The 21,335-nt window shown below is 61.1% G+C and carries 19 protein-coding genes and 1 tRNA gene; 12 read left to right on the forward strand and 8 right to left on the reverse strand.

The window, feature by feature from the left end; genetic code table 11:
• The first annotated feature begins 66 nt into the window (after window positions 1-66).
• On the forward strand, window positions 67-882 hold the full coding sequence (gene suhB, locus DNK06_RS14675; RefSeq protein ID WP_131180733.1) for a type III secretion system regulator SuhB: 816 nt from the start codon (window positions 67-69) through the stop codon (window positions 880-882).
• A 144-nt stretch (window positions 883-1,026) separates the two neighbouring features.
• Here the strand turns inward: suhB and DNK06_RS14680 are convergent, their stop codons facing one another.
• The 6 genes from DNK06_RS14680 to queA form a co-directional block, all read right to left on the reverse strand.
• Entirely contained in the window at window positions 1,027-1,566 is a 540-nt protein-coding gene (locus DNK06_RS14680) for a glycine zipper 2TM domain-containing protein (RefSeq protein WP_131180734.1), read from the reverse strand.
• A 124-nt stretch (window positions 1,567-1,690) separates the two neighbouring features.
• Window positions 1,691-2,611, reverse strand: coding sequence for a protein translocase subunit SecF (secF, locus tag DNK06_RS14685; RefSeq protein WP_131180735.1), 921 nt, complete (start codon window positions 2,609-2,611; stop codon window positions 1,691-1,693).
• 9 nt (window positions 2,612-2,620) lie between these two features.
• Complete coding sequence (secD, locus tag DNK06_RS14690) at window positions 2,621-4,489, reverse strand: protein translocase subunit SecD (RefSeq protein WP_131180736.1); 1,869 nt, start codon at window positions 4,487-4,489, stop codon at window positions 2,621-2,623.
• Window positions 4,490-4,561: 72 nt separating this feature from the next.
• Window positions 4,562-4,891, reverse strand: coding sequence for a preprotein translocase subunit YajC (yajC, locus tag DNK06_RS14695; protein WP_131180737.1), 330 nt, complete (start codon window positions 4,889-4,891; stop codon window positions 4,562-4,564).
• A 39-nt stretch (window positions 4,892-4,930) separates the two neighbouring features.
• Window positions 4,931-6,046, reverse strand: a complete 1,116-nt coding sequence (gene tgt, locus DNK06_RS14700) for a tRNA guanosine(34) transglycosylase Tgt (RefSeq protein WP_207389926.1) — start codon at window positions 6,044-6,046, stop codon at window positions 4,931-4,933.
• A gap of 14 nt (window positions 6,047-6,060) precedes the next feature.
• Entirely contained in the window at window positions 6,061-7,110 is a 1,050-nt protein-coding gene (gene queA / locus DNK06_RS14705; protein WP_131180739.1) for a tRNA preQ1(34) S-adenosylmethionine ribosyltransferase-isomerase QueA, read from the reverse strand.
• A gap of 112 nt (window positions 7,111-7,222) precedes the next feature.
• Here queA and DNK06_RS14710 point away from each other — a divergent pair.
• The 3 genes from DNK06_RS14710 to DNK06_RS14720 all read left to right on the forward strand — a co-directional run bounded on the left by DNK06_RS14710 (window position 7,223) and on the right by DNK06_RS14720 (window position 8,455).
• A tRNA-Leu gene (locus DNK06_RS14710) sits at window positions 7,223-7,307 on the forward strand.
• A 346-nt stretch (window positions 7,308-7,653) separates the two neighbouring features.
• Entirely contained in the window at window positions 7,654-7,866 is a 213-nt protein-coding gene (locus tag DNK06_RS14715) for a cold-shock protein (protein ID WP_131180740.1), read from the forward strand.
• A 94-nt stretch (window positions 7,867-7,960) separates the two neighbouring features.
• Window positions 7,961-8,455 carry an RDD family protein gene (locus DNK06_RS14720; protein WP_131180741.1) on the forward strand — a complete coding sequence of 165 codons (495 nt, stop codon included), beginning with the start codon at window positions 7,961-7,963 and terminating at the stop codon, window positions 8,453-8,455.
• Window positions 8,456-8,575: 120 nt separating this feature from the next.
• Here the strand turns inward: DNK06_RS14720 and lptG are convergent, their stop codons facing one another.
• Both lptG and lptF read right to left on the reverse strand, forming a co-directional pair.
• The gene (lptG, locus tag DNK06_RS14725; RefSeq protein ID WP_131180742.1) at window positions 8,576-9,637 is read right to left on the reverse strand and encodes an LPS export ABC transporter permease LptG; all 1,062 of its coding nucleotides are present in this window, start codon (window positions 9,635-9,637) and stop codon (window positions 8,576-8,578) included.
• Window positions 9,630-10,751, reverse strand: coding sequence for an LPS export ABC transporter permease LptF (lptF, locus tag DNK06_RS14730; RefSeq protein ID WP_131180743.1), 1,122 nt, complete (start codon window positions 10,749-10,751; stop codon window positions 9,630-9,632). The genes lptG and lptF overlap by 8 nt, the downstream gene beginning before the upstream one ends.
• Window positions 10,752-10,957: 206 nt before the next feature.
• Between lptF and DNK06_RS14735 the strand changes: the two genes are divergently transcribed.
• From DNK06_RS14735 to DNK06_RS14770, 8 genes are all read left to right on the forward strand, one after another.
• On the forward strand, window positions 10,958-12,457 hold the full coding sequence (locus tag DNK06_RS14735) for a leucyl aminopeptidase (RefSeq protein WP_131180744.1): 1,500 nt from the start codon (window positions 10,958-10,960) through the stop codon (window positions 12,455-12,457).
• A 64-nt stretch (window positions 12,458-12,521) separates the two neighbouring features.
• The gene (locus DNK06_RS14740; RefSeq protein WP_131180745.1) at window positions 12,522-12,941 is read left to right on the forward strand and encodes a DNA polymerase III subunit chi; all 420 of its coding nucleotides are present in this window, start codon (window positions 12,522-12,524) and stop codon (window positions 12,939-12,941) included.
• Between the two features lie 9 nt (window positions 12,942-12,950).
• Window positions 12,951-13,361 (forward strand): DNA polymerase III subunit chi, encoded by a 411-nt coding sequence (locus DNK06_RS14745; protein WP_131180884.1) that lies wholly within the window; start codon window positions 12,951-12,953, stop codon window positions 13,359-13,361.
• A gap of 140 nt (window positions 13,362-13,501) precedes the next feature.
• The gene (locus tag DNK06_RS14750; RefSeq protein WP_131180746.1) at window positions 13,502-16,387 is read left to right on the forward strand and encodes a valine--tRNA ligase; all 2,886 of its coding nucleotides are present in this window, start codon (window positions 13,502-13,504) and stop codon (window positions 16,385-16,387) included.
• 200 nt (window positions 16,388-16,587) lie between these two features.
• A complete protein-coding gene (locus DNK06_RS14755; protein ID WP_131180885.1) occupies window positions 16,588-17,697 on the forward strand; it encodes an ISAs1 family transposase in 1,110 nt (369 codons plus the stop codon).
• Window positions 17,698-17,822: 125 nt separating this feature from the next.
• Window positions 17,823-19,259 carry a DUF3375 domain-containing protein gene (locus DNK06_RS14760; RefSeq protein WP_207389927.1) on the forward strand — a complete coding sequence of 479 codons (1,437 nt, stop codon included), beginning with the start codon at window positions 17,823-17,825 and terminating at the stop codon, window positions 19,257-19,259.
• A gap of 8 nt (window positions 19,260-19,267) precedes the next feature.
• Entirely contained in the window at window positions 19,268-19,846 is a 579-nt protein-coding gene (locus tag DNK06_RS14765) for a DUF4194 domain-containing protein (protein WP_131180748.1), read from the forward strand.
• Window positions 19,843-21,333, forward strand: coding sequence for an RNA-binding domain-containing protein (locus DNK06_RS14770; protein ID WP_131180749.1), 1,491 nt, complete (start codon window positions 19,843-19,845; stop codon window positions 21,331-21,333). Before DNK06_RS14765 ends, DNK06_RS14770 begins: the two co-directional genes overlap by 4 nt.
• Window positions 21,334-21,335 lie beyond the last annotated feature (2 nt).

Genomic DNA, 21,335 nt, shown 5'->3' on the forward strand with positions numbered 1-21,335 from the left:
GGCACTTCAAGCGATGTACTTTTCTGCTAGAATGGCCGGCTTTATTACGACCCCAGGTGAACTTCCATGCAGCCCATGCTGAATATCGCGCTGCGCGCAGCCCGTAGCGCCGGTGAAATGATCTTCCGCTCAATCGAACGCCTGGACGTCATCTCCGTAGATGAAAAGGACGCCAAGGACTACGTCACCGAGATCGACCGCTCTGCCGAGCTGATGATCGTCCAGGCTTTGCGCAAGGCCTACCCGACCCACAGCTTCCTCGGCGAAGAAGGCGGCCTGCTCGAAGGCAGCGGTGAAGGCGCCGACTATCAGTGGATCATCGACCCGCTGGATGGCACCACCAACTTCATCCGCGGCGTCCCGCACTTCGCCGTGAGCGTGGCGTGCAAATACCGCGGTCGCCTGGAACACGCAGTGATCATCGACCCGGTTCGCCAGGAAGAATTCACCGCCAGCCGTGGCCGTGGCGCCGCTCTGAACGGCCGCCGCCTGCGCGTGAGCAACCGCAAGAGCCTGGAAGGCGCCCTGCTGGGTACCGGCTTCCCGTTCCGCGACAGCCAACTGGACAACCTGGAAAACTACCTGGGCATGTTCCGCAGCCTGGTCGGCCAGACTGCAGGCGTGCGCCGCGCCGGCGCCGCCAGCCTGGATCTGGCCTATGTAGCCGCAGGTCGCTTCGATGCGTTCTGGGAATTCGGCCTCTCCGAGTGGGACATGGCGGCAGGCGCCCTGCTGATCCAGGAAGCGGGCGGCCTGGTCAGCGACTTCAGCGGCGGCCATGAATTCCTTGAGAAAGGTCAGATCGTCGCCGGCAACACCAAATGCTTCAAGGCTGTGCTGACCGCGATCCAGCCGCACCTCTCGGCTTCGCTCAAACGCTAGGAGCAGTTTTAAGCTACAAGCCACAAGCTTCAAGCAAGGCACTGCCCCGACCCGCCTGAAGCATGTAGCCAATAGCGTAATCCATTAAAAAGGCGCTCCGAAGAGCGCCTTTTTTCCATCACCCAGCCAGCGATGGCTGTTTGTTTACTCAGCGGAATCGGCCAGTACCAGCTTGCCCTCACGCACCGGGATCTGGTGACCCGGCTCACGATCCATACGCACCTGACCGACCTTGCCGTCCAGATCGTATTTCACGTCGTAGCCGACGATCTTCTCGCTGGTGTCGGTGACGGTATTGCAGCGGGTCTCGGTGGTGGTATAGGTGTCGCGGTTCTGCATGCCTTCCTGCACCTTGTTACCGGCATAACCACCGCCGACCGCACCTGCCACGGTAGCGATCTTCTTACCGTTGCCACCACCCACCTGGTTACCCAGCAGGCCACCGACTACGGCACCGATAGCGGTACCCGCCAGCTGATGCTGATCCTTGACCGCACGCTGACGCGTCACGGCCACATCCTTGCATTCTTCACGCGGCGTCTTGATGGTTTCAGTCACCGGCTTGACTGCCAGAACCTCGGCATATTGAGGCCCGCCGCCGACCAAACTGTAGGTCGCGACAGCACCACCTGCAGTGACACCAACAGCACCCAACACAGCTCCAACCAACAACGACTTGTTCATGTGAACTCCTGATCACAACCGCAGCGCTCTTGCTGCTTTACTCCCTGCCTTGGAAACGAAAAACGGGCGACAAGTTCCCTTGTCGCCCGTTTTTATCCGCTGTAATCGAGCCGTGCGTCACACCTCAGGGGCGCTCGTCGACGCCATCGGCATTGACTACCGGAGGGATCAGATCCTCGGAAGTCAGCTTCAGCCAGATCAGCACCGGGGCACTGATATAGACCGAGGAATAAGTACCGACCACCACACCGATCAGCAGCGTCAGGGCGAAGCCACCGAGGCTGTCACCACCGAATACCAGCAGCGCGACCAGCGCCATGGCAGTCGATGTCGACGTCGCGACGGTACGCAGCAGGGTCTGAGTTACCGACACGTCGATGTTCTCGATGATCTCGGCCTTGCGCAGCACCCGGAAGTTCTCGCGGACACGGTCGTAGATGATGATGGTGTCGTTGAGCGAATAGCCGATCATAGCCAGTACGGCAGCCAGCACCGTCAGGTCGAACGGCACCTGGAAGAACGCCAGGATGCCAAGGGTAACGATCACGTCGTGAGCCAGCGAGGCCACGGCACCGACACCGAACTTCCACTGGAAGCGGAAAGCCAGGTACAGCAGGATGCCGCCAAGCGCCAGAAGCATGGCCAGGCCGCCCTGATCGCGCAGCTCTTCACCCACCTGCGGACCGACGAACTCGACGCGCTTGACCTCGAAGGCAGTATCGACGTCGATCTTGCGCAACGCAGCAGCCACCTCGTTACCGAGATCCGCCGAATCACCAGCCAGACGCACCAGCACATCGGTGGTGGAGCCGAAGCTCTGCACGACAGCGTCCTGGTAGCCGGCCTGGCCCAGCTCGCGCTTGATCAGCTCCAGGTCGGCCGGCTGCTCGTAAGTCAGCTCGATCAGCGTACCACCAGTGAAATCCAGGCCGAAGTTGAGGCCATGCTTGAACAGGCTACCGAGGCCGATAAGGCTGATAACCACAGTGATGGCGAACGCAATATTGCGTATCGCCATGAACGGAATGCGCGATGGAAATCTCATAGCCTCACCTCAAATCCACAGTTTCTTGAAGTTACGGCCACCGAAGATCAGGTTGACCATCCCTCGGGTGAACATGATCGCGGTGAACATCGAGGTGATGATCCCGATCGAGAGTGTCACGGCGAAGCCCTTGATTGGCCCGGTACCCAGCCCGAACAGGATCGCCCCCACCAGCAGCGTAGTCAGGTTACTGTCGATGATCGCCGTATAGGCGCGGTCGAAACCTTCGTGGATCGCCCGCTGCACCGACAGGCCGTTGTTCAGTTCCTCGCGTATCCGCGAGTAGATGAGTACGTTGGCGTCCACCGCCATGCCCAGGGTCAGCACGATACCGGCGATACCCGGCAGGGTAAGCGTTGCGCCGATGACCGACATCAGGCCGACCAGCAGCACCAGGTTGAAGGCCAGCGCCACGGTCGCCAACACCCCGAAGAAACGGTAGATGGCAATCATGAACAGCGACACGAAGATCATTGCCCACTCGGTGGACTCGATCCCTTTGGTGATGTTCTCGGCACCCAGGCTCGGGCCGATGGTGCGCTCTTCGGCGAAGTACATCGGCGCCGCCAAACCACCGGCACGCAGCAGCAGGGCCAGCTCGGAAGATTCGCCCTGGCCGTTCAGGCCGGTGATACGGAACTGGCTGCCCAGCGGCGACTGGATGGTCGCCAGACTGATGATCTGCTTCTCTTCCTTGAAAGAGTCGACCTGCACTTCCTGCTCGACGCCGTCGACCATCTGTTTCACGTAACGGGTCTGCGGGCGCTGCTCGATGAAGATCACTGCCATGCTGCGCCCGACATTGCTGCGGGTCGCGCGGTTCATCAGATCACCGCCGTGGCCATCCAGACGGATGTTCACCTGCGGCCGGCCATTCTCGTCGAAACTGGCCTGGGCGTCGGTCACCTGGTCACCGGTGATGATCAGCTCACGCTCGAGCTGAACGGGCGGACGACCTTCCTCGCGGAAGCCGAACTGCTCGGTGGTGCCACGCGGCGCATTGGGGTCGGCCGCCAGGCGGAATTCCAGGTTGGCGGTCTTGCCGAGAATACGCTTGGCTTCGGCGGTGTCCTGCACGCCCGGCAGCTCGACCACGATACGGTTGGCGCCCTGGCGCTGTACCAGCGGCTCAGCGACACCCAGTTCGTTGACCCGGTTACGCACGGTGGTCAGGTTCTGGCGGATCGAGTACTCGCGAATCTCGGCAATCTTGGCTGCCGTCATGGTCACGCGCAGCACTTGTTGGCCGCCGCGTTCCTGGGCATTCAATTCGAAATCGTTGAAATCCTTGCGGATCAGTTGCTGGGCTTTTTCCAGGGTCGCGCTGTCAGCGAAGCCCAACTGGATGGCACCGCCCTGCTGCGGCATGCTGCGATAACGCACACGCTCCTTGCGCAGCAAGCTCTTGAGCTCACCTTCATAGACCTGGCGACGCACGTCCAGGGCTTTATCCATATCGACTTCGAGCAGGAAGTGCACACCACCCGACAGGTCGAGGCCGAGCTTCATCGGGCTCGCACCGAGACTGCGCAGCCAGTCGGGGGTAGTCTGCGCCAGGTTCAGGGCGACGACATAGTTGTCGCCGAGTGCCTTGCGCACGATGTCCTTGGCCGGCAGCTGGTCGCTCTGCTTGGTCAGACGCAGCAGGCCGTTACGGCCCTGCTCGCCAACGCTCGATGCCTTGACCTCGATACCCGCATCGTTCAGCGCCTTGCTGACACGGTCGAGATCGGCTTGCGCTATGGTCTGCGCCGAGCTGGCCCCACTGACCTGGATAGCCGGGTCATCGGGGTAGAGATTGGGTGCGGAATAAACCAGGCTGATAGCCAGTACGGCCATGATCAGCAGGTATTTCCACAGAGGGTATTTGTTGAGCATGAATGACGCCGCCCGCTTATGACGCGGGGCGCAATCTGCGCCCCGCGGGATGGAAAAACTGAAACAGAAGACTTAGATGGCTTTCAGCGTGCCCTTGGGCAGGGTTGCCGCAACGGCTGCTTTCTGGATCTTCAGCTCGACGGTGTCGGACACTTCGATCACCACGAAATCGTCGCTGACCTTGGAAACCTTGCCGGCGATACCACCGGAGGTCACGACTTCGTCACCCTTTTGCAGGTTGCCGAGCAGGTTCTTGTGCTCTTTGGCGCGTTTGGCCTGGGGGCGCCAGATCATCAGGTAGAAGATGACCAGGAAGCCGACCAGGAAGATCCACTCGAAACCGGAACCAGCCGGGCCGGCAGCACCAGCATCAGCGTAGGCAGCGGGAATAAAAAAGCTCATTTGACACTCCTGTTGAAAGATCTTTTAGCCATCGAATCATCAATCCAGCGGCGGCGTTGGCAGACCGCGCCGGGTGTAGAAGGCATCGACAAAGGCGGCCAATGTACCTTGTTGAATTGCCTCGCGCAAACCAGCCATAAGGCGCTGGTAATGACGCAAGTTGTGGATTGTATTCAACATGCTGCCGAGCATTTCGCCACACTTATCCAAATGGTGCAGATAGGCGCGCGAGAAGTGTTTGCAGGTGTAACAGTCGCAGGTCGGATCCAGCGGCGAGTCATCGTGACGGTGAAACGCATTGCGGATCTTCAGCACGCCGGTGTCGATGAACAGGTGGCCGTTGCGCGCATTGCGGGTCGGCATCACGCAGTCGAACATATCCACGCCACGGCGCACGCCTTCGACCAGGTCTTCCGGCTTGCCGACGCCCATCAGGTAACGCGGCTTGTCGCTCGGCATTTGCCCCGGCAGATAATCCAGCACCTTGATCATCTCTTCCTTCGGCTCGCCGACCGACAGGCCACCGATGGCCAGGCCGTCGAAATCCAGTTCGCTCAGACCTTCCAGCGAGCGCATGCGCAAGGATTCGTGCATACCACCCTGGACGATACCGAACAGCGCGGCCGTGCTATCACCGTGGGCGACCTTGGAGCGCTTGGCCCAGCGCAGCGACAGTTCCATGGAGGTCTTGGCCACGTCGAACTCGGCGGGATACGGCGTGCATTCGTCGAAGATCATCACGATGTCCGAACCCAGATCGCGCTGCACCTGCATCGATTCTTCCGGCCCCATGAACACCTTGGAACCATCGACCGGCGAGGCGAAGGTCACGCCCTCCTCCTTGATCTTGCGCATCGCACCCAGACTGAACACCTGAAAGCCGCCAGAGTCGGTGAGGATCGGCCCCTGCCACTGCATGAAGTCATGCAGGTCGCCATGGCGCTTGATGACTTCGGTACCAGGGCGCAGCCACAGATGAAAGGTGTTGCCGAGAATGATCTGTGCGCCGATGGCTTCGATATCGCGCGGCAACATGCCTTTTACCGTGCCGTAGGTGCCCACTGGCATGAAGGCCGGCGTCTCGACCACGCCACGGGGGAAAGTCAGGCGCCCACGGCGAGCCTTGCCATCGGTGGCCAACAATTCGAAGGACATGCGGCAGCTGCGTGTCATAGGTGTTCCTCGGGCCCGCGCGGTGCGGGATTGCGGGTGATGAACATGGCATCACCGTAACTGAAGAAGCGATATCCCTCGGCCACCGCCTGAGCGTAGGCAGCCATGGTTTCCGCATAGCCGGCGAAGGCCGACACCAGCATCAGCAGGGTCGACTCGGGCAAATGGAAGTTGGTCACCAGGGCATCGACCACATGCAGCGGCCGGCCGGGATAAATGAAGATATCGGTGTCGCCACTGAACGGACGCAACTCACCGCCCTGCGCCGCACTTTCCAGCGCGCGCACGCTGGTGGTACCAACCGCGACCACTCGCCCGCCGCGCGCCCGGCAGGCAGCCACGGCGTCGACTACGGCGGCGTCCACCTGCAGCCACTCGCTGTGCATCACGTGGTCTTCGATACGCTCGACGCGCACAGGCTGGAAGGTGCCAGCACCGACGTGCAAGGTGACGAAGGCCGACTCGACGCCTTTCTCGGCGATGGCGGCCAGGAGCTCGCGATCGAAATGCAGACCGGCCGTGGGCGCGGCTACCGCACCGGCGTGCTGGGCATACACGGTCTGGTAGCGCTCGCGATCCGAGGCTTCATCGGCTCGGTCTATATAAGGAGGCAACGGCATGTGCCCAACGCGCTCGAGCAGCGGCAGCACCGCCTCATCGAAACGCAGCTCGAACAGTGCATCGTGGCGCGTCACCATCTGTGCCTGGGCACCACCATCGATAAGGATCATCGAACCCGGCTTGGGCGATTTGCTGGCACGCACATGAGCCAGCACCCGGTGCTGGTCGAGCACACGCTCGACCAGCACCTCGAGCTTGCCGCCCGAGGCCTTCTGACCAAACAACCGTGCAGGAATAACCCGGGTGTTGTTGAACACCATCAGATCGCCCGGGCGCAGGTACTCGAGCAGATCGGCAAAGTGCCGATGAGCGAGCGCACCACTGATGCCATCGAGAATCAACAGGCGGCTGGCACGGCGTTCGGCAAGGGGGTGACGGGCGATCTGCTCATCAGGCAAATCGAAATGAAAGTCGGCAACGCGCATGGTGGAAAGGTGTCGTCTTGCAGGGCGGAGCAGCTTACCGGAATTCCCTCACGGTGACCACGCAAGTGCATTGACCAATGGCATCTTGCTCCCTATACTGCGCCGCCATTGTGCCCCGGTGGCGGAACCGGTAGACGCGGCGGATTCAAAATCCGTTTTCGAAAGAAGTGGGAGTTCGAGTCTCCCCCGGGGCACCATATATCCTTCAACTGTTACCTACTTGTGACAGTTCGCACCAAAGCTGTGCTGCACGACTCCTGTTCGCGCAAGCAATTAGCCATTATAAAAAACCAACTTGGAAGCCGCTTGAAAGCCTCACGAATCCTACGTGGGATTATGCGTGCCCAAGGGGTTGGCATTTGCTCCAGAGTTAGCGTAGAGTTCATTCACTGTGTTTGCATGGGTCGCCGAGAATCGTGACCTGATGCAGTAGATCGCCCTAGATCCGCTACATCCCGTTCGACTTCCATCACTCCTTGCAACCAGTCTTCAGTCCTCTATATATGGAGGCTGTCATCAACTCTAGTTCCAAGGAAAAGAGACATGTCGAATCGTCAGAACGGTACCGTCAAGTGGTTTAACGACGAGAAAGGTTTTGGTTTTATCACTCCAGAAAGCGGTCCGGATCTGTTCGTACACTTCCGCGCCATCGAAGGTAACGGCTTCAAGAGCCTGAAAGAAGGCCAGAAAGTTAGCTTCGTTGCTGTACAAGGTCAAAAAGGCCTGCAGGCTGACCAGGTTCAAGTCCAGGAATAAGCCGCTGCTTGAAAAACCCCTGATGCATATCAGGGGTTTTTTTATGCCTGCAAATTAGTATCGTCGATCATCCGGCCCTCACCACGAGTCCTTCATGCCGAAACATGCACTGCGCCCGCAAGGCGCCTTCCCCACAGCCGGCCTGGGCCGTCGCTTGGCTGCCGTGCTGTATGACAGCTTCCTGTGTGTCGCCCTGCTGATCGTCGTCACCTTTCTCTACAAGCTGATTCAGATGGGGATCTACGGCGAAGCCCAACTGCGCCAATGGTCGGAAGCTGGAGCCCTGGATGGCGACCCACTGCTTTCTACCCTATTGCTGCTCAGCCTGTTCGGCTTCTTCGCCAAGTTCTGGACACACAACGGCCAGACACTCGGCATGCAGGTCTGGGGCATACGCGTACAGAATGCGGACGGCACAGCGATCAGTGTCTGGCAGGCATTGCTGCGCTTTCTGGTCGCGATCCTTTCGTGGCTAGCCCTGGGGCTGGGCTACCTGTGGATAGTGTTCGACAAACAGAAACGCAGCTGGCACGACCTCTATTCAGACAGCCTTGTCGTACGACTTCCGAAGAACGCATATCGCAAGTAGCCCGCACATTGCCAAGCGGCAACGCGGCTTGCGCTGAAACGTCAACAGCCCCAGCCTGAAGGGAATGATCAGAGAGTGGCGCAGCGTCCTCTCCCGCCAGGCGAGAGAAGACGCGATCGATCAGCCTGCTCGGCGCAATAGCCAGAAGCCCGCTATCGCACAGATACCCGCCGGGATCAGCACCGCGAACAACGGCGAGAAACCGAACACCAGGCTCGAAGGGCCGAGCAGATCCTGGGCGATACGGAACACGAAGCCCACCAGCACACCGGTGAACACGCGCTGCCCTAGGGTGACCGAGCGCAGCGGCCCGAAGATGAAGGAAATGGCCATCAGCACCAGCGCCGCAGTGACCAGCGGCTGCAACACCTTCGTCCAGAACGCCAGCCAGTACTGACCGTTGTTCAATCCCTGCTCTTTCAGATAATGGATGTAGCGCCACAGACCACTGACCGACAGCGCCTCGGGCTCCAGCACCACGGTACCGAGCAATTGCGGATTGAGCTCGATATCCCAGCGCTCACTCGGCACCGTGACCACCTCGGTGTTGCGCTCATGGAATCTGGTGGTAACCACATCTTCCAGTTGCCAATAGGTGCCCTCGTAAGTGGCGCGACGGGCGAAGCTGGACGACTCCATACGGCGTTGATCATCGAAGCGATAACGCGTCACCCCAAACAGCACTCCACCGGGCTGCACAGCGTTGATGTGCACGAATTCATGCCCCTGACGGTGCCACATGCCACGCTTGGCGGTCTGCGCCTCGCCACCGCCCTGCGCCATGGCACGGCCCGCCTGGGCCTGGTTCTCACTCCAGGGTGCAAGGTATTCACCGATCAGAATGCCGACGAGCATCAGCACCAGCATCGGCTTCATCACGCCCCAGACGATGCGCCCGATGGACACACCGGCAGCACGCATGATGGTCAGCTCGCTATTGCTGGCCAAGGTACCCAGGCCGATCAAACAACCCACCAGCGCCGCCATGGGCAGCATGTCGTAGATGCGCCGCGGCGCGGTGAGGAACACGTACCACAGGGCATCGCCCAGGCCGTAGTTGCCTTCTATATCACCCAGCTCGTCGATGAAGGCGAACAGCAGGGCCAACCCGACGATGATGCCGAGAACAGCCAGGATGGCGAACAGCACCTGAGTGCCAATGTAACGATCCAGCTTAACCACGAGCGATCTCCCGCACCATACGACGGCTTGCCAGCTTCAGACGTAGCGGCTCCCAATACAGCAGCGCCAGACCGATCAGCAGGAACAGCAGGTGCACACCCCACAAGCCCACTGCCGGCGGGATACGGCCCTTGTCCAGCGCGCTGCGCGCCGCGACCAACAGCCCCAGGTAGGTCATGTACAACAGAATCGCCGGCAGCAGCTTGAGGAAACGCCCCTGACGCGGATTGACTCGCGAAAGCGGTACCGCCATCAAGGTGACAATGAACACCAGTAGCGGAATGGACAGACGCCATTGCAGCTCCGACTGCAGGCGCGGCTCATCACTGCCGAACAATTGCGACGTCGGAATGGCTTCTCGCTCACTGATGTCAGCGGCCACCGATGGCTTGGGCAGCAGCACGCCATAGGTGTCGTACTGCACTACGCGGTAATCCGCCTGGCCGGGGCTGCCGTCATAGCGATAGCCGTTTTCCAGGATCAGATAGCGACTGCCATCGGCCTGTACTTCCTGGCGACCGCTCTCGGCCACCAGCACGGTAATGCCGCGCTCCTTGTCGCCCGCACGGGACAAGCGCTTGTCGGAGATGAAGATGCCACCCAGCTCGGTGCGATCCTCCGACAACTCCTGCGTGTAAGTGACCCGGGAACCGTTACGCATGGACTGGAAGCGGCCGGGCACCAGGGTGTCGAACTCGGTCAGCGCATCCTGCTCGTTGAAAATTTTCGCGACCTGAGAAACGCCCTGGGGCGCCAGGCCCATGCTCAACCAGGCGACCAGCAGCGCCACCACGGTCGCCGGAGCCAGGCTGTAAAGGAACAGTCGCTGCTGACTCATGCCGGTCGCAGACAGCACGGTCATCTCACTGTCCAGATACAGACGCCCATAGGCCAGCAGGAAACCCAGGAACAGCCCCAGCGGCAGGATCAGTTGCAGGAAGCCGGGCAGACGAAAGCCCATGATCAGAAACAGCACGCCCGGATCGAGTACCCCCTGGGCCGCCTGGGCCAGGTACTTGATGAAGCGGCCGCTCATGATGATCACCAGCAGCACGGCACTGACCGCACTCAAGGTAACCAGAACCTCTCGGGACAAATATCGGAAGACGATCAAACAGACACTCCAGGGTTGTCAGGCTCAGGCGGCTGTGCTCAAACTAACCGCACTGCATGGCGGTACGCCTACTTGGAGCCTGTTCAAAGTCTCGCGAGCTAGAGCCATGCTGCGCAGCAGACTTTAAATAGGTTCTTAGCGAACCAGCCGAAAAAATTGTCGTTATTATCCTGCATTCGCGACTCGTTGTCTTGGGGACACCACGCATGGAATTTATTGTCAAAAGCGCTCGCCCGGAAACACTGAAAACCGCCACCCTGGTCATTCCCGTCGGCGAAGGTGGAATCCTCGGCACCACTGCCAAAGCGGTGGACGTTGCCAGCGGCGGGGCCATCAGTGCTCTGCTCAAGCGTGGCGACCTGGCCGGCAAGCCCGGCCAGACCCTGCTGGCCCACAGCCTGCCCAATCTCAAGGCCGAGCGTGTGCTGTTGGTCGGCACCGGCAAAGACGCCGAACTCTCTGACCGCCAACTGCGCAAATTGATCGCAGCGGTTTATGGCGTGCTGAAGAACCTCGGCGGCAGTGATGCCCTGCTCGCCCTGCAGGATGTCCAGGTGAAGAACCGCGACGCCTACGGCAAGGCCCGCCTGCTGGTGGAAAGCCTGGCCGATGCCGGCTACCAGTTCGACCGCTTCAAGAGCCAGAAGGCCACGCCTGGTGCCCTGAAGAAAATCATCCTGAGCACCGACAAGGCCAGCGTCGCCGACGTCGAACGCGCCACCACGCAGGCTCGCGCCATCAGTATCGGTATGGCGCTGACCAAGGATCTGGGCAACCTGCCGCCAAACATCTGCCACCCCAGCTACCTGGCCGAGCAGGCCAAGGAACTGGCCAAGGCGCACAAGAACCTCAAGGTCGAGATCCTCGACGAGAAGAAGCTGCAAGCGCTTGGCGCCGGCGCCTTCCTTGCCGTGGCCCAGGGCAGCGATCAGCCGCCACGGATGATCGTGCTCAATTATCAGGGCGCGAAGAAGACCGACAAGCCTTTTGTACTCGTCGGTAAGGGCATCACCTTCGATACCGGCGGCATCAGCATCAAACCGGCCGCCAGCATGGATGAGATGAAGTACGACATGTGCGGCGCTGCCAGCGTGTTCGGCACCCTGCGCGCCGTGCTGGAAATGCAGTTGCCGATCAACCTGGTGTGCCTGTTCGCCTGTGCCGAGAACATGCCCAGCGGCGGCGCGACCCGCCCTGGCGACATCGTCACCACCATGAGCGGGCAGACCGTGGAAATCCTCAACACCGACGCCGAAGGCCGCCTGGTGCTGTGCGACACCCTGACCTACGCCGAGCGCTTCAAGCCGCAGGCGGTGATCGATATCGCTACCCTCACCGGTGCCTGCATCGTCGCTCTGGGCAGCAATGTGTCCGGACTGATGGGCAACGATGACGACCTGGTCGGCGAGATTCTCGCCGCTGGCCGCCATGCCGACGACCGCGCCTGGCAACTGCCGCTGTACGACGAATACCAGGAGCAGCTTGATAGCCCATTCGCCGACATCGCCAACATCGGCGGCCCCAAGGCCGGCACCATCACCGCGGGCTGCTTCCTGTCGCGCTTCGCCAAGAGCTATCGCTGGGCCCACCTGGACATCGCCGGCACGGCCTGGATCAGCGGCGGCAAGGACAAGGGCGCCACTGGCCGTCCGGTGCCCCTGCTGACCCAGTACCTGCTCGACCGTGTGCCGCAGGAGCAGCGCTGATATCAGCCCGAGGCAGCGCGCCGCCTAGTGGCGCGCTGCAAGATGGCTGTCTGCGGATACCTTCATGCCCCGAATAGAATTCTACGTACTGTCGTCGAGCACCACGGCCGAGCGCCTGCGCGCAGCCTGTCAGCTCGCCGGCAAAGCCTGGCGTCATGGTCTGCCGGTGTTTCTGCGCGGCAGCGACGCCGCGCAATGCAGTGAACTCGACGAGTTGCTGTGGCGGGCTCGCCAGGAAAGCTTCATCCCCCATGACCTGCATCAGGATGACCCGCAATCGCCAATCGTGATCGGCCTGGACGAAGTGCCCGAGGCGACCCAGGGCGTGCTGATCAACCTTGGTAGCACACTCAGCCCGCATATCGAGCACTTCAGCCGGGTGATCGAGATCGTCAACCAGGAACCCGACCTGCTGACCGCCTGCCGGGAGAATTTCCGCAGCTACCGTCAACGGGGCTATGATCCCAAACGTGTCGAACTGTAAATGCTCCCCATGGACAACCTGAACCCACCGCAAAAACCGGGCGCCCTGCTGAACGATCTCGAGTCGATCCGCGAGCTGCTGGATGACGATCTCGATCCACCGCTGCTGACCGAGAAACTCGATCCGAACGACATCCCGCTGCTCTCGGATGTGGTACCTGCACCTGATCCCGTATTCAGCCCGCAGCCATCCCCCACGAGTAACCCCGGCACCGGCATGGCATCCGAAGACGAGTTGCGCCAGACGGTGCAGCGCGCCATTGGCCGGGATAACGAGATCAACCGCCTCGACAGCGAACTGCGCGCCGCCGCTCAGTTACTGCTGCAAGATGTGATCGACGATTTCGCACCGCAGATCGAAGCCGAACTCAAGCGCCGCCTGCAGGCGCGCCTGAACCGCTTGCTGCCACCGCGCCGCTGATACAACCAAGCCGCCCCGGCCTGGAGAACCATACCCTCCTCTACCCGACCGGTAGCTTCCAGAGAGCGGAGGAAAACTGCACGGCGGTTCGTTATACTGCTCGGCTTTTCCGATCAGACGCCAGAAGGGTCCCGCCGCGCATGGACAAGACCTACCAGCCCCACGCCATCGAAACCGTGCTGTACGAGAACTGGGAGGCGAAGGGCTACTTCGCGCCCCAGGGTTCCGGTGAGCCTTACACCATCATGATCCCGCCGCCGAACGTGACCGGCAGCCTGCACATGGGCCATGGCTTCAACAACGCGATCATGGATGCCCTGATCCGTTTCCGCCGCATGCAGGGTCGCAACACCCTGTGGCAGCCGGGCACCGATCACGCCGGCATCGCGACGCAGATGGTGGTGGAACGCCAACTGGGCGCTCAGGGTATCGATCGTCATGACCTCGGCCGGGAGAAATTCCTCGACAAGGTCTGGGACTGGAAAGCCGAGTCCGGTGGCAACATCACCCGACAGATCCGCCGCCTGGGCTCCTCGGTGGACTGGTCGCGCGAGCGCTTCACCATGGACGACGGCCTGTCCGAAGCGGTCAAGGAAGCCTTCGTACGCCTGCATGAGGACGGCCTGATCTACCGTGGCAAGCGTCTGGTCAACTGGGACACCAAGTTCCACACCGCCATTTCCGATCTGGAAGTGGAAAGCCACGACGAGAAAGGTCACCTGTGGAACCTGCGTTATCCGCTGGCTGACGGCAACAAGACCGCCGAAGGTGCCGATTACCTGATCGTCGCCACCACGCGCCCGGAAACCATGCTGGGTGACGCTGCCGTCGCCGTGAACCCGGAAGACGAACGCTACAAGGCTCTGATCGGCCAGTACGTCGAACTGCCGCTGCTTGGCCGTCGCATCCCGATCATCGCGGACGATTACTGCGACCCGGAATTCGGCACCGGCTGCGTGAAGATCACCCCGGCCCACGACTTCAACGACTACGAAGTCGGCAAACGCCACAACCTGCCACTGATCAACATCTTCGACCAGGACGCCGCAGTGCTGCCCGGTGCGCAGATCTTCAATATCGACGGCAGCGTCAACGCCCTGCTCGATGCCAGCCTGCCCGCCGAATACGCCGGCCTGGATCGCTTCGAAGCGCGTAAGCAGATCGTCGCCGCCTTCGACGCCCTCGGCCTGCTGGAAAAGATCGACGACCACGCCCTGAAAGTGCCGAAGGGCGACCGCTCCGGCACCATCATCGAGCCGTGGCTGACCGATCAGTGGTACGTGTCCACCAAGCCGCTGGCCGAGAAAGCCATCGAAGTGGTCGAGAACGGTGAAATCCAGTTCGTACCCAAGCAGTACGAGAACATGTACTTCAGCTGGATGCGCGACATCCAGGACTGGTGCATCAGCCGTCAGCTATGGTGGGGCCACCGCATTCCGGCCTGGTACGACCAGGCGGGCAACGTCTTTGTGGGCCGTGACGAAGCGGAAGTACGCGCCAAGCACAACCTGGGCGACATCCCGCTGCGCCAGGACGACGACGTACTGGATACCTGGTTCAGCTCTGGCCTGTGGACCTTCTCCACCCTCGGCTGGCCCGAGCAGACCGAGGCACTGAAGACCTTCCACCCCACCGACGTGCTGGTTACCGGTTTCGACATCATCTTCTTCTGGGTTGCCCGGATGATCATGCTGTCCACCCACCTGACCCAGCAGGTTCCGTTCAAGACCGTCTACGTGCACGGTCTGGTGCGCGACGGCCAGGGCCAGAAGATGTCCAAGTCCAAGGGCAACGTGCTCGACCCGCTGGATATCGTCGACGGCATCGACCTCGAGACCCTGCTGGCCAAACGCACCAGCGGCATGATGCAGCCCAAGCTCGCCGAGAAGATCGCCAAGCAGACCAAGGCCGAATTCCCGGAAGGCATCGCCAGCTACGGCACCGACGCCCTGCGTTTCACCTTCTGCTCGCTGGCCACCACCGGCCGCGACGTGAAGTTCGACATGGGCCGCGTCGAGGGCTACCGCAACTTCTGCAACAAGCTGTGGAACGCCGCCAACTTCGTCATCGAGAACACCGATGGCCAGGACACCGGCATCAATGGTGAGCAGGTCGATCTGTCGCCAGTAGATCGCTGGATCATCTCCGCGCTGCAGCGTTGCGAGCAGGACGTGACCCGCCATCTCGACGCCTTCCGCTTCGATCTGGCCACCCAGGCCCTCTACGAATTCGTCTGGGACGAGTACTGCGCCTGGTACCTGGAGCTGGTCAAGCCGGTGCTGTGGGACGCTGTACAGGGAGGTACGAGTGCCGCTGAAGGCAGGACGCCGGAAGCGGCCGAGAACGCACATAAACTGGCACGCCAGCGCGGCACCCGCCGCACGCTGGTGCGCGTGCTGGAAGTGATCCTACGCCTGGCTCACCCGTTCATGCCGTTCATAACCGAAGAGATCTGGCAGCGCATCAAGGGCCAGGCCGGCGTCAGCGGCGAAACATTGATGCTGCAGCCGTGGCCGGTGGCCAATGAAAGCCGCATCGACGCGGCTGCCGAAGGCGACATCGAGTGGGTCAAGCAGTTGATGCTCGGCGTACGCCAGATCCGTGGCGAGATGAAGATCTCCATGGCCAAGCGCATCGACGTCATCCTCGCCAACGCCAATACCGAAGACCTGCGCCGCCTGAACGACAACGCTCCGCTGCTCAACAAGCTGGCCAAGTTCGAATCGGTGAAGGTACTGGTATCTGGTGAAGAAGCACCGATGTCCGCCACCGCCCTGGTCGGCGACATGCAGGTACTGGTGCCGATGGCCGGGCTGATCGACAAGGAAGCCGAACTGGCGCGCCTGGACAAGGAAATCCAGCGCCTGGAAGGTGAAGCCAAACGAGTCGGCGGCAAGCTGGCCAACGAGGGTTTCGTTGCCAAGGCTCCAGCTGAAGTACTGGAGAAGGAACGCGTCAAGCTGGCCGAGGCCGAACAGGCGTTGGCCAATCTGGTCGAGCAGCGCGGCAAGATCGCCAGTCTCTGATCGCTGCACTGATAAACGGCCTGTCGTGGTGAACGCCCGACAGGCCGTTTTCGTTTCTGCGACTCGATCCCGCGACCGATACCAGGGCAATCGGGTGAAGAAATCTGCCCACACTTGTTGTCGCTCTGTCGACTGGATCATCCTTGCAGGCACTTCCTGCCGTTGCGAGATGCACCATGTCGACCACCGCCGCCGATGCACTGGCCGAATCAGCCTCCTTTCTGACCCATTTCGACGCACTGCCCGATCCGCGCCAGCCCGGCAAGATCATCTATCCACTCGATGAAGTGCTCCTGCTGAGCTTGCTGGCTTGCTTGGCCGGTGCCGAAACCTTCGTGGACATTGCCCTGTTTGGCGTCAAGAAGCGTGAATTGCTGCGTCGATTCCGGCCCTTTGCCGCAGGCACGCCCTCACACGATCATTTGGGGGATCTGTTCGCCCCCCTGGATGCCGAGTGTTTCCAGTGCTGTTTTGCCGCCTGGGTGGCCTCGTTCACAGGTCTTCCCAGCGGGGTCGTCGCCCTCGACGGCAAGACTTCGCGCCGCGCCAAGAGTACAGGCAAGGCCACCTTGCACACCGTCTCGGCCTTCGCTGCCCGGCAGCGGCTGGTACTGGGGCAAACCAAGGTAGCCGAAAAATCCAACGAGATCATCGCCATTCCCAAGTTACTTACGATGCTGGCCCTGGAAGGCGCCATCGTCACCCTGGACGCGATGGGCTGTCAGCGTGAGATCGCCCAGGCGATCCTGGACAAGCAGGCCGACTATGTCCTTGCACTCAAGGGTAACCAGGGCAGCCTGCGCGAGGACGTGGAACTGTTCGCTCAGGCGCAAAAGAACCGGGATTTCGCCAACACCCAGGTGACACGCCATCAACGCGTGGAGGGCGACCACGGGCGTATCGAAACTCGTACCACGACTGTGATCCACGAGGTGGGCTGGGTGCAACAGCGCCACGCCTGGCCGGGACTGAAAAGCTTGGTGATGGTCGAGAGTACCCGCGAACTGGGCGAGCGGATCGAGCGGGAAACCCGGTATTACCTGAGCTCACTGACCTTGCCGGCTGACGAACAGGGGCCGATGGTGCGTGATCATTGGGCAGTGGAAAACAGCCTGCATTGGGTGTTGGATATGGTCTTCCGCGATGATGAGTGCCGGGTTAGAACAGCCAATGCGCCGGCGAACTTCACTACCCTCAAGCACATGGCGTTGAACCTGCTGAGACGCCCGAACGACAAACTGTCGATCCGGGCGCGCCGAAAGGCTGCCGGTTGGGACGACGACTTCCTTGCCGGCTTGATCGCGTTGTAAAGAGGACGTTCACCCGATTGCCCTGCGACCGATACACTCAATCATTCGACGCCAGGCCGATACGCGTTACACTCCGGCTCTTGTTCATCTAGGAACCCGAGCGCCTGTCTCAGCGCGAAATGACCATGGAGTACCAGCAACTCATCGCCCTGCGCCAGCACCATCCGGCCTGGCGCTTGCTGCGTGCGGACAATGCGCCACTGATCGCCAGCTTCCTCACCAGCACCTTCCTATCGAGCAATCGCCGTAGCATCGACGAGCACGCGCTGGCCTCGCTGCTGGAAGATCAGCTCTATGGCCTGCGCCAGGCGCTGGGCGAGGACGCCTTCCCACGGGCGGCCTCGGCCTACCTGGACGACTGGGCGGACAACGCCAATGGCTGGCTGCGCAAGTTCTATCCGCCAGCGCAGGATGTCGCCCATTTCGAACTTACGCCCGCCACCGAAAAGGCCATCGAATGGCTGGCAAGCCTGGGTAAACGCCAGTTCGTCGGCACCGAGTCACGCCTGCTGTCGATCTTCGAGCTGCTGCGCCAACTGGTCGAAGGCAGCAACAGCGACCCGCGAACGCGCCTGGCCGAACTGGAAAAACGCCGCGCGGCCATCGACGAAGAGATCGCCAGGGTACGGGCCGGCGACATCACCCTGATGGACGAAACGCGGGTCAAGGAGCGCTTTCTCGATGTGTCGCAAACCGCCCGCAGCCTGCTGGCGGACTTTCGCGAAGTGGAACAGAACTTCCGTGACCTGGATCGTCAGGTACGTGAACGCATCACCACCTTCGAAGGCAACAAGAGCCAGTTGCTGAAGGAAATCTTCGGTGATCGTGACGCCATTTCCGACTCGGATCAGGGTCGCAGCTTCCGCGCGTTCTGGGAGTTCCTGATGTCGCCGGCACGCCAGCAGGAGCTCTCCGAACTGCTGCACAAGGCGTTCGCCCTGCAAGCGGTACAGAGCCTGGAGCCGGATCGTCGCCTGCTGCGCATGCACTACAACTGGCTGGAGGCAGGCGAGTCGGCGCAACGCACCGTGGCGCGCTTGTCCGAACAGTTGCGCCGCTACCTCGACGATCAGGCCTGGCTGGAAAACCGGCGCATCATGCACCTGCTGCGCGATATCGAAGGCAGTGCCCTGGATCTGCGCGAGCGACCACCAAGCGACGATCCGATCGAGCTGGATGCCCTCGTGCCACACCTGACCCTGGCACTGGATCGCCCACTCTACAGCCCGCCACTGAAGCCGAAAATCGACACCCAGATCCTGCTTGAGGGCGAGGCGCAGGACGACGCGTCGGCCCTGTTCGAGCAGAACCCCGTGGACAAGACCCGTTTGCAAGCACAGATTCGCCAGGCCCTGCGCAGCCAAGCGCGCATCAGCCTCGCTGAGTTGCTGCAGCACTATCCCCTGCGCCAGGGCCTGGCCGAGCTGGTCGCCTACCTCGACCTGGCCGCTGCCGACAAACGCAGCGTTTTCGATGACAACCAGCCGCAACTGGTTACCTGGCAAAGCGAATCCGGCCTGGAACGGCGTGCCAGTATTCCCCTGATCGTTTTCAGCCAATGAACGCCACCATGAATGCATCCAACGCTCAATCATTGCTGCTGGTCGGCCTGCTCAAGGGCGTGCTGTACCGCGAGGACGACGCCACCCAGTGGCAGCAGTTGCTCGATCGGCAGATAGCCCTGGCCGACTACCTCGCCGTCATCGGCCTGCGCCTGGTGCTCGACGAGGCCGAGGGCTACGCCTACCTGTCTCAGGACAGTGGCGAGGAGGACGGCACCCTGCCCCGCCTGGTGCCGCGCCGCCAGCTCAGCTACCCGGTCAGCCTGCTGCTGGCACTGCTGCGCAAACGCATGGCGGAAAACGATGCCAGCGGTGGCGAACGCCTGATTCTGTCGCGCGAAGAGATGGCCGATCTGCTCCGTCTGTTTCTTGCCGAAGGCAGCAACGAAGCGCGCCTGATCGATCGTATCGACGCCCATATCGGCAAGGTGGTCGAACTCGGCTTCCTGCGCCGGCTACGCGGGCAGGACGAGGCGCGTTACGAGGTACGCCGGATACTCAAGGCCTTCGTCGATGCGCAATGGCTCAATGAACTGGATCAACGGCTGAAGGAATACGCCGGGCAGGTCAGGGATGAACGCACATGACAGACAAGGCAGATCATCTCCTCACCCAGTTGCAACGCATCAAAGAGTCAGTCGACTTGGAATGCAAACTGGCTGCCGGCCCCGACGGCCAGGGCAAATTGCCCACTGACTTCTGGGCGACCTACAGTGCCTTCGCCAACACGCGGGGCGGTCTCATTGCCCTGGGTCTGAAGGAGAAAGGCGGCCAGTTCGAAGTACAGGGGCTTGCTCTGGCAGACCGAGTCGTGAAAGAGCTGTTCGACAATCTGAACAATCGCCAGAAGATCAGTGCGAATCTGCTCAGCGATGCCCATGTTCGGATCAGTGACGTGGGCGGCAAACAGGTCGTTCTGGTAGAGGTGCCGGCAGCCGGTCGCAAAGTGCGTCCGGTCTACCTGAAAGGTAATCCTTTCAACGGAAACACCTACCGCCGGCTCCACGAAGGAGACAGGCATTGTGATGATGAAACGGTCAAGCGCATGTTGGCCGAGCAGGTCGAAGACAGCAGAGACGCTAGAATCCTGAGCCACTACACACTGGCAGATCTGGATGGCGACAGCCTGCATGCCTATCGACAGGCCCTTTCCGCCTTCAGGCCCAATCATCCATGGAGTGTTCTCAACGATAGAGCGTTTCTCGATGCCATAGGGGGCTGGCGTCGTGATCGCGACAGTGGAGAGGAAGGGCTGACATTCGCCGGACTGCTGATGTTCGGTGCCTGGCCATCCATCCAGGAAGCATTTCCCCATTATTTCCTGGACTATCAGGAGCAGGCCGATCCAGAGGTTCGTTGGCTGGATCGACTGGTTCCCGATGGAAGCTGGTCGGGAAACCTGTACGACTTTTACCGGCGGGTCTCACGCAAACTCGCCACTGACCTGAAAGTACCCTTTGCGCTGAAGGACGATATCCGCGTGGATGACACGCTGCTGCATCAGGCTTTACGCGAAGCACTGGTCAATACGCTGGTTCACGCGGACTACAGCGATCGGGCATCCGTTCAGGTATTCAAACGCAGCGAAGGTTTTCTCTTCCGCAATCCGGGCACCATGCGCGTCCCGCCCGCTCAGGCGTTGCAAGGGGGCGAAAGCGATTGCCGCAACCGGACCTTGCATCAAATGTTTCTGATGATCGGCATCGGCGAACGAGCCGGTTCCGGGCTGCCAAAAATTCGCCAAGGCTGGGAACTAGTGAATGGCAGACTATCGCTTCAGGATACTTTCGAGCCCTATGAGCAGACGCGCCTGGAACTGGCCTGGCCGCAAGCTGTTTCACCAATCGCTTCACCAATCGCTTCACCAATCGTTCCATCCGCCATGGAGGACGCCGTGCTTGCGTTACTCAGGGAAAACGCCCGCCTCTCCACCGTGCAACTCGGCGAAAGACTCAAGGTATCCAAGCGAACGATCCTGACCTACATCGACAACCTGAAAACTCAGGGCCGCTTACGCCGAGTAGGATCCCCCCGCAGTGGCCACTGGGAACTAGCGGATGAGGCCGAGAGCTGATC

It is taken from the genome of Phytopseudomonas daroniae (assembly GCF_004327285.1).
GTDB classification, from domain to species: domain Bacteria; phylum Pseudomonadota; class Gammaproteobacteria; order Pseudomonadales; family Pseudomonadaceae; genus Aquipseudomonas; species Aquipseudomonas daroniae.